Source organism: Enterobacter cloacae complex sp. 394F7 (assembly GCF_057320385.1).
In genome coordinates this window covers 21,079-33,731 of the sequence record NZ_JBXWCS010000002.1, presented here as the reverse complement: position 1 = coordinate 33,731, position 12,653 = coordinate 21,079, and the positions used below count along the sequence as shown (strand labels likewise).

12 protein-coding genes are annotated in these 12,653 nt (G+C 49.9%); 7 read left to right on the top strand and 5 right to left on the bottom strand.

Features of this window, described 5'->3' with window-relative positions:
- Nucleotides 1-92 precede the first annotated feature (92 nt).
- Entirely contained in the window at nucleotides 93-311 is a 219-nt protein-coding gene (locus AC2FAK_RS02635) for a YgdI/YgdR family lipoprotein (RefSeq protein ID WP_095454486.1), read from the bottom strand.
- A gap of 1,331 nt (nucleotides 312-1,642) precedes the next feature.
- On the opposite strand from AC2FAK_RS02635, the gene msbA reads away from it, so the two are divergent.
- From msbA to AC2FAK_RS02605, 6 genes are all read left to right on the top strand, one after another.
- Nucleotides 1,643-3,400: a lipid A ABC transporter ATP-binding protein/permease MsbA gene (gene msbA / locus AC2FAK_RS02630; RefSeq protein ID WP_095454485.1), complete on the top strand. Its 1,758-nt coding sequence runs from the start codon at nucleotides 1,643-1,645 to the stop codon at nucleotides 3,398-3,400.
- Between the two features lie 86 nt (nucleotides 3,401-3,486).
- Nucleotides 3,487-3,873, top strand: a complete 387-nt coding sequence (locus AC2FAK_RS02625; protein WP_048972250.1) for a DUF1294 domain-containing protein — start codon at nucleotides 3,487-3,489, stop codon at nucleotides 3,871-3,873.
- 98 nt (nucleotides 3,874-3,971) lie between these two features.
- Entirely contained in the window at nucleotides 3,972-4,421 is a 450-nt protein-coding gene (locus AC2FAK_RS02620) for a hypothetical protein (RefSeq protein ID WP_048972251.1), read from the top strand.
- Nucleotides 4,422-4,460: 39 nt separating this feature from the next.
- Nucleotides 4,461-4,658 (top strand): hypothetical protein, encoded by a 198-nt coding sequence (locus AC2FAK_RS02615; protein ID WP_013096459.1) that lies wholly within the window; start codon nucleotides 4,461-4,463, stop codon nucleotides 4,656-4,658.
- Between the two features lie 3 nt (nucleotides 4,659-4,661).
- Nucleotides 4,662-5,087, top strand: coding sequence for a GFA family protein (locus AC2FAK_RS02610; protein ID WP_095439512.1), 426 nt, complete (start codon nucleotides 4,662-4,664; stop codon nucleotides 5,085-5,087).
- Between the two features lie 65 nt (nucleotides 5,088-5,152).
- Nucleotides 5,153-5,230 (top strand): hypothetical protein, encoded by a 78-nt coding sequence (locus AC2FAK_RS02605; protein WP_223232805.1) that lies wholly within the window; start codon nucleotides 5,153-5,155, stop codon nucleotides 5,228-5,230.
- Nucleotides 5,231-5,565: 335 nt separating this feature from the next.
- Here the strand turns inward: AC2FAK_RS02605 and ompC are convergent, their stop codons facing one another.
- From ompC to AC2FAK_RS02590, 3 genes are all read right to left on the bottom strand, one after another.
- A complete protein-coding gene (ompC, locus tag AC2FAK_RS02600) occupies nucleotides 5,566-6,675 on the bottom strand; it encodes a porin OmpC (RefSeq protein WP_013096462.1) in 1,110 nt (369 codons plus the stop codon).
- A gap of 388 nt (nucleotides 6,676-7,063) precedes the next feature.
- Nucleotides 7,064-10,588: a pyruvate:ferredoxin (flavodoxin) oxidoreductase gene (gene nifJ, locus AC2FAK_RS02595; protein ID WP_095454484.1), complete on the bottom strand. Its 3,525-nt coding sequence runs from the start codon at nucleotides 10,586-10,588 to the stop codon at nucleotides 7,064-7,066.
- 183 nt (nucleotides 10,589-10,771) lie between these two features.
- Nucleotides 10,772-11,656, bottom strand: coding sequence for a hypothetical protein (locus tag AC2FAK_RS02590; protein WP_014832090.1), 885 nt, complete (start codon nucleotides 11,654-11,656; stop codon nucleotides 10,772-10,774).
- Nucleotides 11,657-11,862: 206 nt separating this feature from the next.
- On the opposite strand from AC2FAK_RS02590, the gene AC2FAK_RS02585 reads away from it, so the two are divergent.
- Nucleotides 11,863-12,129 (top strand): putative hemolysin, encoded by a 267-nt coding sequence (locus AC2FAK_RS02585; RefSeq protein WP_013096465.1) that lies wholly within the window; start codon nucleotides 11,863-11,865, stop codon nucleotides 12,127-12,129.
- On the opposite strand, the gene hslJ is transcribed toward AC2FAK_RS02585, so the two are convergent.
- Nucleotides 12,130-12,567 carry a heat shock protein HslJ gene (gene hslJ, locus AC2FAK_RS02580; RefSeq protein ID WP_095454483.1) on the bottom strand — a complete coding sequence of 146 codons (438 nt, stop codon included), beginning with the start codon at nucleotides 12,565-12,567 and terminating at the stop codon, nucleotides 12,130-12,132. It lies immediately after the preceding gene.
- Between the last annotated feature and the right edge of the window lie 86 nt (nucleotides 12,568-12,653).

The following is a 12,653-nucleotide window of genomic DNA, read 5'->3' as shown; positions in this document are numbered from 1 at the left end:
CGTTAAAACAGATAACATACGGCGGGTAAGGGCAGGCAAGCTCCGCTCAGTAAAATGGCGGAGCCAGTAAAACGGAAGGACAGATCAGGTGGTTACTTTTCTACAATCTCTTTCACATCCGATTGATGGATCTGATGAATGCTGCCATCTGCATCTTCGTATGAAATTAAACCGGTGTCTTTATCTCGCTCTGGTTTTCCATGTGTGGTCATCATATTTCCATCTTTGGTCGATATAACATAATCACTTGAGCACCCTGTTATTGCTAACGCGACACCTAATGCCAAAAATGCAAAAATACCACCCTTCATATTAACCTCTAATTAACTTTATAGTTACAATCGTTTTAATGCAGCATTATTTAACAACAGTGAATTGCAACGCTTCGTCAACGAAAGGGAATTTCCATTTAAAGAAAAAAAGAGCAATAAACGGCCACAGCGTACCCGTATATGTGGCGTTTAATCTTGTGCTACTTTTTGAAATCCGTCTTATTTATAGATGTAATCCTTTATGACTATTTCCGTTGCTCTTCATTCGCATCAGTATTGATTTAACTTGTATCGCTGCTTATTATCTTGCGTTTTAGCGTATGGGAATGTGAAGCTCGCATGCGACTTTACTGACGTGCTGGCAGCTAGGATTAGACAATCACTGGCGAACGATTCCCTTAAGATGATATCCCACTGGAAGGGTTGAAAGTGTTTAATTTAAGTACTTTTGGTTTTATGATTTTATTGTGCTCAGGGTGTAGTTCTGATGTGGTTATCACTCCTGCGGAAAAACCGGTTTATAAGCCAATGCCTGATATAACGCAATCTGTAACACCGTCTCAGCAACGGGCGATCATGGCTGGTGAACGTCCCGACTGGACAGACAGAGCACCGGTCACCACGACCAGGCGTTATTGATTTCTGCTTATCATCTTCAGGCTGCATAGCGCAGCGATTTCATAAGTAGTAGATAACAACCCAGGACCTCACGATGGGGTCCTGCATGCTGATACGTAGTTTTAGCGTGACCTGCACGAATAGCCACTTAAACTGCACTGTGTTGAGAGTCTATTCATCTTCAGGCTATTAAGCTGTTTTCCCCGTACAAAGCAGGAGGGAAACGGTGATGGCTGTTTTAAAAGTATGTCTTTTAGTTGGGTGCTTCCTGGCGGGTTGTGTCTTATATCTTCATCTTTTTACATCAATGAAGGAAGCATGCATAAAAGATACGGCAGGAGAAGTGTTTCACGTGCGTCAGGTTGAAAATGCTACTGATTGTCAGTCTTTTAACTGGAGCACGTATATACAGTGTGGCTACTTTTAGTCGTAACTATAACAAATGTTCAACATGCACAAAGCGAAAACTTATATGCGTTGAAAGAAACTGCAATCAGTAAATATTAAGATTTATCTGCTTCTGTTTTATTCATTTCTTTGTGGGTTGGGATATGTTAACGGATGGTTGGATAACAGGGTGGAATAAAGTTAAAAATAAAATAAACATAATGAACGGAACAGGGCAAAAAAATATTTTTCGCGAGTGGTTAGATATTCGTTGAAGTAACACAACATACCCTTAATACCGTTGTGCAGTGGTTCCTTTAAAACTGTACGTTATGCTCAACGGCTCTCATTATTAAGGCTCCCGTATGCAAACTGACAAAGACCTTTCCACCTGGCTCACGTTTCGCCGTCTTTGGCCTATAATATCGCCTTTTAAGAAAGGGCTATTGGTTGCGGCATTAGCATTAATGATAAATGCCGCCTGCGATCCTTTTATGCTGTCTTTGCTAAAGCCGTTAATGGATGATGGCGTGGGCAAAATGGACCGCTCTGTCATGTTATGGATGTCGGTTGTGGTTATCGGATTGATGACGCTACGCGGTATTACCAGCTTCATCTCCAGCTATTGCGTTTCCTGGGTCTCGGGCAAAGTGGTGATGGATGTGCGCCGGAAATTGTTCCGCCATTTGATGGGCATGCCTGTGTCGTTTTTTGACAAACAGTCAACCGGGACGTTGCTGTCGCGTATTACCTATGATTCCGAACAAGTCGCATCTTCGTCATCAGGTACGCTGATAACGGTCATCCGTGAGGGCGCGTCAATTATCGGCTTGTTCGCCATGATGTTCTACTATAGCTGGCAGCTCTCAATCATCCTGATTGTACTGGCACCTGTTATATCCGTGACTATTCGTATGGTGTCCAAACGCTTTCGCACTATCAGTAAAAGCATGCAGAATACGATGGGGCAGGTCACGGCGAGTGCTGAGCAGATGCTTAAAGGCCATAAAGAAGTATTGATTTTCGGCGGTCAGGACGTTGAAACAAAACGCTTTGATAAGGTCAGCAATAAGATGCGTTTGCAGGGAATGAAAATGATGTCCGCATCGTCAATCTCCGATCCTGTTATTCAGCTTATTGCTTCCCTGGCACTTGCGTTTGTTCTTTATGCTGCCAGCTTCCCGAGTGTTATGGCGACCCTGACGGCGGGAACGATTAGCGTCGTTTTCACATCGATGATTGCATTGATGCGGCCTCTTAAATCCCTGACCAATGTGAACGCACAGTTCCAGCGCGGGATGGCCGCTTGCCAGACGCTGTTCACTATTCTTGATTCCGAACAGGAAAAAGATGAAGGTAAGCGTGTACTTGAACGCGCAAAAGCGGACGTGGCGTTTCGCAATGTGACGTTTACCTATCCGGGACGTGAGGCCCCAGCGCTACGCAATATCAGCCTGAACATACCTGCCGGTAAGACCGTTGCCCTTGTCGGACGTTCCGGCTCGGGTAAATCAACCATCGCCAGCCTGATGACGCGATTTTATGATATTGATGAAGGTGAAATTCTGCTGGACGGCCACGACCTGCGAGAATATACCCTTCAGTCGCTTCGTAACCAGGTGGCGCTGGTTTCGCAAAATGTCCACCTGTTCAACGACACGGTTGCCAACAACATCGCCTACGGTCGTAAGGAGCAGTACACCCGTGACCAGATCGAGAATGCCGCGCGTATGGCAAATGCGATGGACTTTATCAACAAGATGGATAACGGTCTTGATACCATCATCGGTGAAAACGGGGTACTGCTTTCTGGTGGGCAACGGCAACGTATCGCTATTGCACGCGCACTGTTGCGGGACAGTCCAATACTCATCCTTGATGAAGCAACGTCAGCCCTGGATACGGAATCGGAACGCGCTATACAGTCTGCACTCGAGGAACTGCAAAAGAACCGTACGTCACTGGTGATTGCGCATCGTCTGTCGACTGTCGAAAAAGCTGACGAAATCATTGTTGTTGAAGATGGCGTTATCGTTGAACGCGGAAGCCATGCGGAATTGGTGACTCACAATGGGGTGTACGCACAGCTTCACAAAATGCAATTCGGTGCGTCAAACAATTAAGTCACATTCACGCTTTTACCCCGCTTGCAAAAGCGGGGTATCCCGTAATGTCACCCAAACCTGATTCATGCGCAAGATACCGTATAATGCCTTCTCTGAATACGCTTACATATCCTGTGATTGGACCTAACACATTGAATAAATTTTGTTTTTTTCTGCTGCTCTGTACTGCTATCGGCAGTCTCTTTTCCGCCTGGCCCGTAGCCATATGGTTCCTGCTCATTAACGTCCTGACTATGGTTATTTACGGCGCCGATAAAATGGCAGCACGGAAAGGAATGCGCAGAATACCTGAAGTAACCTTACTGGTCTTCGGCGTTGTGGGCGGGTGGCCCGGCGCCATTATGGGTCAACAGATCTTTCGCCATAAAACGCAAAAGCAGCCGTTCAAAACCTGGTTTTTGATGTCTGTGGTCGTGAGCATCTTGGCCACGTTGGCGCTGTATCATTTTGGTTTTGTTGTTCGCTATTGAGCATCATTACTGCCAATAGTAGTAGGCCAAATCCTGGTGGGTTGCTGTTTTTTGTCCGTTCTGAATAATACGTGCAACAACACGGACGACAGCATCTCATGAAAATAAAATGTATTATGCTGGCAGCGCTGATGTTTTATTCAGCGCCTGGCTGGTCGACGTTTCAGGAGCGGGAATATAATACCTGGTATATAAAAAATGCCGTTCTTTATGACATGACGCAGACGTCGGAAGGTTTTCCGGTAATGGTCAGCGTATCTCAGCCCGGGAAAAAATCCGCTAATCTGGTGGTTTCATACATCACCGAAGGTCAATGCGGAAAAAATACGCTGCCGCTTAATGTGAATGGTAAAGTGCTGCCCGCCAGATATTACTGTGTTCAGGTTGGGTCGAACAGAATTGAACATTTTTCAGTGGTCGATGCAACCAGCGTCAATGCCCTGGTGACGCATCTGAATTCAGATTTCACCCTTCTCCTGCAAAACGATATCAAGATTTGGGCCGCAAATATCAAATCGCCGAAATACGGTCTGACACCGCGTTTTTAAAATCCTGCTACGCTTGTTTGTGGTATCAGGAGCATGAACATGAAGAACAAAGATGAACAAACCGGGTTAGTTGGGCTGGCGATTGGTGCTGCCGTTATCGGGCTTGTTTCGGCACAGAAACCGATCGATCGTAACAGCATTGTTGATGAACTGCTAAGACTCGGCAGGCAAAAGGGTGACGGCGTAGAGGATGAGGTGTTCGTCAAGGCCGCTGAACTGGTAAGAAAAGGGGTGTAAACGATGGCAGAAATCCGTCATGCCCAATGCCATTGTGGTGCAGTGGCATTCACCGTTGCGTTAACCGATGGGTTAAATACCGCCCGTCGCTGTAGCTGTTCGTTTTGTCGGATGAGAGGGGCGGTTGTGGTCTCTGCACCGTTAACTGGTATTACCGTCACCAAAGGCGAGGATAAACTTACGGAGTACCGCTTTAACACCGGTACAGCCCGGCATTTCTTCTGCTCGGTCTGCGGGATTTATACCTTCCATCAGCGGCGTTCCAATCCCAATGAATACGGTGTAAATGTCGCCTGTTTTGAAAACGTCTCTCCGTTCGATTTCGCGGAAGTGACGGTGATGGATGGGGTTAACCATCCTGCGGATGGCGAAAGTGGGGTCTTTGGCTATCTCTCTTTTCGCAAACGCGCGCCAACACAAGCGTCCTAGCCGCCTGGCCACATTGTGCTAACGCTGGCTATAGTGGGAAGTGGGTATCTTAAAGAGGAGACATTATGCTTAGTGTTGAAAAAGACGACCCACGTGAGGCGCCTGAATCAGGGGATAAAAAGCCTCAGCCCGTGAAAAAATAGCATTCACGAAGGGTATCACGGCCACCGGCACTGCTGGTGGCTTTTTGTTTTCAAAGGCTCACTGTTAATGCCTGTCGAGATGATTTAAGAGCGTGCCGAGGTGCCCAACAATATCGCGGAAATCGAAAATTAACGCCATCCACAAACACGCTAAAAGAGCCAGTAGGGCAAGGGATACACGACCAAACAACACAGTTATCCTTAATGATGAGGGGGATATCTGCGCAGTCTAACCCGCAGTCTTTCAACTTATCCTCAACAATCTCGCGATAGCGTGCTGTTGTGCGACTAACCTCAAAAAAGGTGAGCCCGCATGATGCTGCGGGCTCTGATCATCAGAACTGGTAAACCAGGCCTAATGCAACGACATCATCGGTACCGATACCGTTGTTTTTGTAGAAGCTGTCATCTTCATCCAGCAGGTTGATTTTATAATCCACATAGGTGGACATGTTTTTGTTGAAGTAATAGGTTGCGCCTACGTCGGCATATTTAACCAGGTCCTGATCGCCCTGACCGTTGCCCAGGTCTTTACCTTTCGACTGCAGGTAGGAAATTGCCGGACGCAGACCAAAATCGAACTGGTATTGTGCGGTAACTTCAAAGTTCTGGGTTTTATTCGCCACGGCGCTTTCATTGTCGCCGTAAGGGGTCATATTGCGGGTTTCAGAATACATGGCCGCCAGATAGATATTGTTGGCGTCATATTTCAGACCCGCGGTCCAGGCATCCGCTTTATCCCCGCCCGCGGTGGTATTTCTCACCTGATCGTTGGTACGGTCAGAAGAGGTATAGGCCGCCCCCGCTGAAATTCCCATACCGAAATCATAGGTGGTAGAAATACCGAAGCCGTCACCGTTCTCATGACGCGTGTCGCGACCATTATTGGTCCCTTCCTGGTTATTGCTGGCATCTTCGTTATTACCCTGATACTGCAGAGCAAAGTTCAGACCCGGCACCAGACCATAGAAATCGGTGTTGCGGTAGGTTGCTACGCCATTGGCACGACCGGTCATAAAGTTATCGGCATAGGTGTAAGAGTCGCCGCCGAACTCTGGCAGCATATCGGTCCAGCCTTCCACGTCGTACAGAACGCCATAGTTACGGCCGTAGTCAAAGGAACCGTAGTCACCCACTTTCACACCGGCGAAGGCCAGACGTGTCCAGGACTGGTTGTCAGACCCTTCGGTGTTATTTGCCTGAATGTTGTATTCCCACTGTGCGTAGCCGGTCATCATGTCGTTGATCTGGGTCTCGCCCTTGAAACCCAAACGCATATAGGTCTGATCGCCGTCTTTAGACGTGTCATCAGAGAAGTAGTGCAAACCATCTACTTTTCCGTACAGATCTAATTTATTGCCATCCTTATTATAAATCTCTGCTGCATGCGCAGCGCCAGCCATTAACAGAGCCGGAATCATCAGGGCCAGTACTTTTCTTTGCATTATGGTATTCCTTTGCGGTTGTTTTTATTTAATTACCTGTTGAACTTTCCTTTGCGGAGAGTTGTCACATGCTAAATCACTCCGCTGAAAGAGTAATAAATTATAATTGTTACGAAGTGAGTAAAATCTAAAGGGAATTCTTCTGCGGTAATGTTAATTTGTTTGATGAATGTTTTAGTGAAAAACATAATAAATTAAAATTATTAATCATGCAGTAAATCAGGTAATGTCTGCCCCGTTATATGCCTTTAAGATTATTATCCATAATTTTCATGAATATCATTTATTCATTTAACGTGATGCTCAGGGATTATTTGGTCTGGCCCGGTGTGAATACACCGGGCTTTTTTTATGGCATAAAAATGCCCGGACAAGCCGGGCATGGGGATTATTCGCTGGTGGATTTTTCCGCTTTCCCGGCCATTTGCGCCAGGAAGTCGTACCGTTTTTGCAGATCGGCGGCGGCATCTTTCCACAACTGCTCAGCCACCTCTGGCTGTTGCGCATTGAGGCGACGGAAGCGTTGCTCCTGCAGCAGTGTCTCAGCCAGGGCATCTGACGGAGGGCGTGAATCGAGCGCCAGCGGCAGCTTGCCTTCCTCTGCCCGGCGAGGATCAAAGCGGTACAGCGGCCAGAAGCCCGTGGCGGTCAACTGACGCATCTGGTCGTGGCTGAGCGCCAGATCGTAACCATGCTCTTCGCAAGGGCTGTAGGCGATGATAAGCGATGGGCCCGGATACGCTTCCGCCTCCTGAATCGCTTTCACCGTCTGGTTAAGCTGCGCGCCGAGTGAGATTTGCGCAACGTACACGTGGCCATACATCATCATGCTGACGCCGAGATCTTTACGCGCCTTGCGTTTCCCGTGTTCGCCAAATTTTGTTACCGCTCCTAACGGCGTGGCTTTTGATGCTTGTCCGCCGGTATTGGAATAACACTGGGTATCCAGCACCAGGATGTTCACGTTCTCGGTCAGGCTCAACACATGATCCAGCCCGCCAAAGCCAATGTCATACGCCCAGCCATCGCCGCCAATCAGCCAGATCGATTTTTCAACCAGGGCGTCAGCGTCGGTCACCAGTTGTTCTGCGCCGTCAACGCCCTGAAGGGCATTACGAAGCGCCGTAACCTGTTCGCGACGAACCTCAGGGGTGGCTTCAGCGTGCAGCGCAGCGTGCAGGTCGGCAGGGATGTTATCGGCAAACTGATCCAGCAGGCGCATCACGCGTGCGCGGTGCTGATCCACCGTTAAGCGGAAGCCAAGACCAAATTCGGCGTTATCCTCAAACAGCGAATTCGCCCATGCCGGGCCGCGACCGTTGGCGTCGGTGGTGTATGGGGTGGACGGCAGGTTACCGCCATAAATAGACGAACAGCCGGTCGCGTTGGCGATCAGCATCCGGTCACCGTACAGCTGCGTCAGCAGTTTGATGTACGGTGTTTCCCCGCAGCCGGAGCAGGCGCCAGAGTATTCGAACAGCGGCGTGATCAGCTGTGAGGTACGGATATCAATACGCTCCAGCTTGCTCCGATCGATTTCCGGCAGGTTCAGGAAGAAGTCATAATTCACTTTCTCTTCTTCCACGTGTTCCAGCCGCGACATCATATTGATGGCTTTGATTTCCGGGTTCTGTCGGTCTTTGGCCGGGCAGACCTCAACGCAGAGGTTACAGCCGGTGCAATCTTCTGGTGCAACCTGCAGAACGTATTTCTGTCCGCGCATATCGCGGGATTTCACATCCAGCGAATGCAGGCTGGATGGGGCCGATTCCATCGCGTCCGGAGAAACGACTTTGGCCCGGATGGCAGAGTGCGGGCACGCTGCCACACAGTGATTGCACTGGGTACACAGCTCTTCCTTCCAGATTGGGATCTCTTCGGCGATGTTGCGTTTTTCCCAGCGGGTGGTGCCCATCGGCCAGGTGCCATCCGGCGGCAGGGCGGAGACGGGAAGGGCATCGCCCAGCCCCGCCAGCATGGCCGCCGTTACGGTTTTAACAAAATCTGGAGCCGCATCAGAAACCACCGGAGGACGGTTCGGGCTGCTGGCATTCACCGGCTGGAGCGGTACTTCAGACAGCGACTCGCGCGCCAGCGCCAGGGCTTGCCAGTTGCGTTCAACCAATTCCTGGCCTTTACTGCTGTAACTTTTGGCGATCGCGCCCTGCAGTTCCATTAAGGCGCTGTCGCCCGGCAGAATGTTTGTCAGGTGGAAGAACGCCATCTGCATGACGGTGTTGATGCGCGCGGCAAGACCACATTCGCGGGCGATCTTCGCCGCGTTAATGACAAAAAGCCGCGCTTTTTTCTGATTAAGCACCGCCTGCACTTCCTGCGGCAGGCGCGCCCAGACTTCATCCGCACTGTACGGTGTGTTGAGCAGGAAAATACCGCCAGGTTTGAGACGTTCGGCCATCTGGTATTTATCGATAAACTGCAGCTGGTGACAGCCGACAAAATCAGCCTGCGAAATGAGATACGCGGAGCGGATAGGGTGTTCGCTGACGCGCAGATGGGACACGGTCAGCCCGCCGGCTTTCTTGGAGTCGTAGACGAAATAACCCTGTGCATACCACGGTGTGGAATTACCGATGATCTTGATGTTGTTCTTGGTTGCCGAAACGCTGCCGTCGCTGCCCAGACCGTAGAACAGTGCCTCAAGTTTCGCGCCGGAGGGCAGGGTGTTTTCCGGCAAGGCCAGTGAGAGATGAGTGACATCGTCATAAATACCGACCGTAAAGCGAGGCTTCGGCTTCGTTTCACTCAGCTCATTAAACACCGCCAGCACGCAATCCGGACCGAACTCTTTGGACGACAAACCATAACGCCCGCCAATGACACGCGGCAGCGTTTCGCGCTCGCCGTTACTGAAGGCTTCCGCCAGTGCGGTCATGACGTCCAGATACAGCGGTTCTGCGTGTGCGCCAGGCTCTTTGGTACGATCGAGCACGGCCACGCTTCGTGCGCTCTCCGGCAGCGCAGAGAGCAGATGTTTCGCTGAGAACGGGCGGAAGAGGCGAACTTTCAACACCCCAACTTTCTCGCCGCGCGTCAGCAGTTCATCCACGACTTCTTCACAGGTGCCAATGGCTGAACCCATCAGCACAATCACGCGTTCCGCCTGTGGATGGCCATAATATTCAAACGGTTTATATTCCCGTCCGGTGGCGGCAGCGAAATCGTTCATCGCCTGTTCCACATGGTTGTACACCGCGTTGTACCACGGGTTCGTCGCCTCGCGGGACTGGAAGTAAGTATCCGGGTTGGCCGATGTCCCGCGGATCACCGGATGTTCCGGGTTGAGTGCGCGGGCGCGATGGGCATCAATGTCCGCCTGCGGCAGAAGCGAGAGAAGGGTGTCGTCTGCCAGCGGCACGATTTTGTTGATTTCGTGGGAGGTGCGGAAACCATCAAAGAAGTGAATAAACGGCACGCGGCTTTTCAGCGTCGCGATATGGGAAATTAACGCGAAATCCTGGGCCTCCTGGACGCTGCTGGCGCACAGCATGGCGCAGCCGGTCTGACGCACGGCCATCACGTCGGAGTGATCGCCAAAAATGGAGAGCGCGTGGGTAGCAACGGTTCGTGCCGCGACGTGCAGGACAAACGGGGTAAGTTGACCGGCCAGTTTGTACAGCGTCGGGATCATCAGCAGCAATCCCTGCGAGGAGGTAAACGATGTGGAGAGCGCCCCCGTCTGCAGCGCACCATGCACCGCGGCAATCGCACCCGCTTCGGACTGCATTTCGACGACTCTCGGGACATCGCCCCAGACATTTTTTAACCCGTTTCCTGCCCAGGCATCTGCCTGTTCGGCCATTGTAGAACTTGGCGTAATCGGGTAGATGGCGATAACTTCGCTGGTGCGAAACGCGACTGACGCGACTGCACCATTACCGTCAATAGTTTGCATAGGACGACACCCTTACATTGCGCAAAAAAAGAGGGGTCCGTAAACCTGGTCAGACCCTGAATATTATTCCCTTATTTTAGCAAAGGCCGGATTTTGCGATTTTCGCATTTGTGTCCTCGGTATTCTCACCATCAATGAGTAGATCAAACTTTTGGCGAAAAACCCTTCTAAATCTTAAATAATTCAGTTCCAGTATTCATAAGTCGCTGTCATGGCTGCTTTATGTTTGTACTCAAAAGCCTTGCCTTTGTCGTTATCTGGTGAGGAGATAGTGATGTCGATATCCGCCTGGATACATTCCCCGTTAGTGTCCCATTCCTTACAGGTATTCACCGTTTTTTCGATAGTGTAATAGGTCTCGGTGTTCGTCCAGGTCAGCTGGCGACCTGCATCATCGTAAACATACTCATCCACGACGTTAGGTGTGTACCTTTTTGTCAGGCGATGATGCGTGTCGTACTCGTACTCCGTGCGGTAATTCTCAATCGCCAGGTTACTTTTGTTTTCTGAACGGGTAAGAGCCCCTGTTGTATTGAGGGTATACAGAATGGTGCCCATGCTGGTTCGATCTTTCTCCCCCGGCGTTGTGGCAGTAATGATGCCGCGGTTAACTGCTTTACTGATAATCCCTTTTTTGTTTAGCAAATACATACCTTCAACATTATGACGGAATAACAGTGTCGATTTTTGGTTGCGCTTGTCCGTTCCGATGCCTTTGCCATCGACAAGGATGCGCCAGCCGTAATCCGCTTTACTGAGTTTTATCGCACTGGTAATCACAAGAACAGATTGAGGATAGGTTGCTGTTTTTACCTCCAGCATACTGCCGCCAAGAAGTTCGCCACAGCGGTTGTAACTCGCATTTATTGTTGTACGGATGTAACCGTCCGGACTCTCAATCCTGGTCTCAATCGTTTTAGGTATTGCTCCATTAATTTGCTGTTGCAGTAGAATGAAATTATTGGTTTTATTTTTGTTTACGCTTTCGGGTGAGCACTGCTCAGCCCGGGCATGAAAAGAACACAGCGCGAGCACGGCTACGCAAAACGACTTATTGTAAATCGGCATTGATTATTATCCTTATGAACCAGCCTGTTAACGCAATCCCAAAGAGTAAGGCAGTAATATACTGCCAACAGCTTCAGGTTCAACAATATCCAAAAAAATTGCGAGAAATTGTTTCAGCAGCGCATAAATACGCACTTCCGCTCTCGACGGCACGGGATGTGATGCCTATTATGCATAGGTTTCGCATTATTCATGGGAGAGAGAGCATGCGTTCAGCGTTTTGGGTAGGGTGTGCCGCGTTATTGCTGTCGGCCTGTAGTAACGAACCTGTTCAGCAGGCCACGGCGGCACACGTAACGCCGGGAATGAAAGCCGCGATGTCCAGTTCTGGACAAGCTAACTGCGCGATGATTGGTGGCTCACTGTCGGTTGCCCGCCAGCTCGATGGCTCTGCGATCGGGATGTGCGCCTTGCCAAACGGCAAACGTTGTAGTGAACAGTCGCTTGCCGTTGGATCCTGCGGTAGCTACTGATTATTCAGCGCGTTTAAACATCAGCGTTTTGTCGGCTGTCGCCAGCGTTAACTGGTCTTCAGTCAGGTCGACCTGCGCCCCTTTGCGCAGCATGTCGCCGATGGCCTGATCCAGCTCGTTCAATTGTGGTTCGGTACAGAGTTTGCGCGTCATCGCCAGCCCTTTGACCTTAAGTTCCCCTTCGGACAATTTTCCCTGTCCGTTGAAGCGGTTACACATCACGCCGGAAATGCTGATGTTATTAACCAGGCTGATATCGGGCAACGCGCTAAAACTGATCTCAGGTTGCGTTGTCGTGGCCTTCACGGCTTTCCCGTCCACATTTTCCAGCACAAAGCGGTGGTTCTTTAGCTGCTCCGGCTGAACAGACGCTTTACCCGGATTAACGCAGCCGGCGAGGACAAGACTGATAACACTTAACGCAATGAGTTTTTTCATTTTTCTTCTCGAACTATAAATACTGTGAATCATTTACCAGTTTAACGATACGCTGGCGTGCGTTAATGGGGTTTATCTGAAAGTGC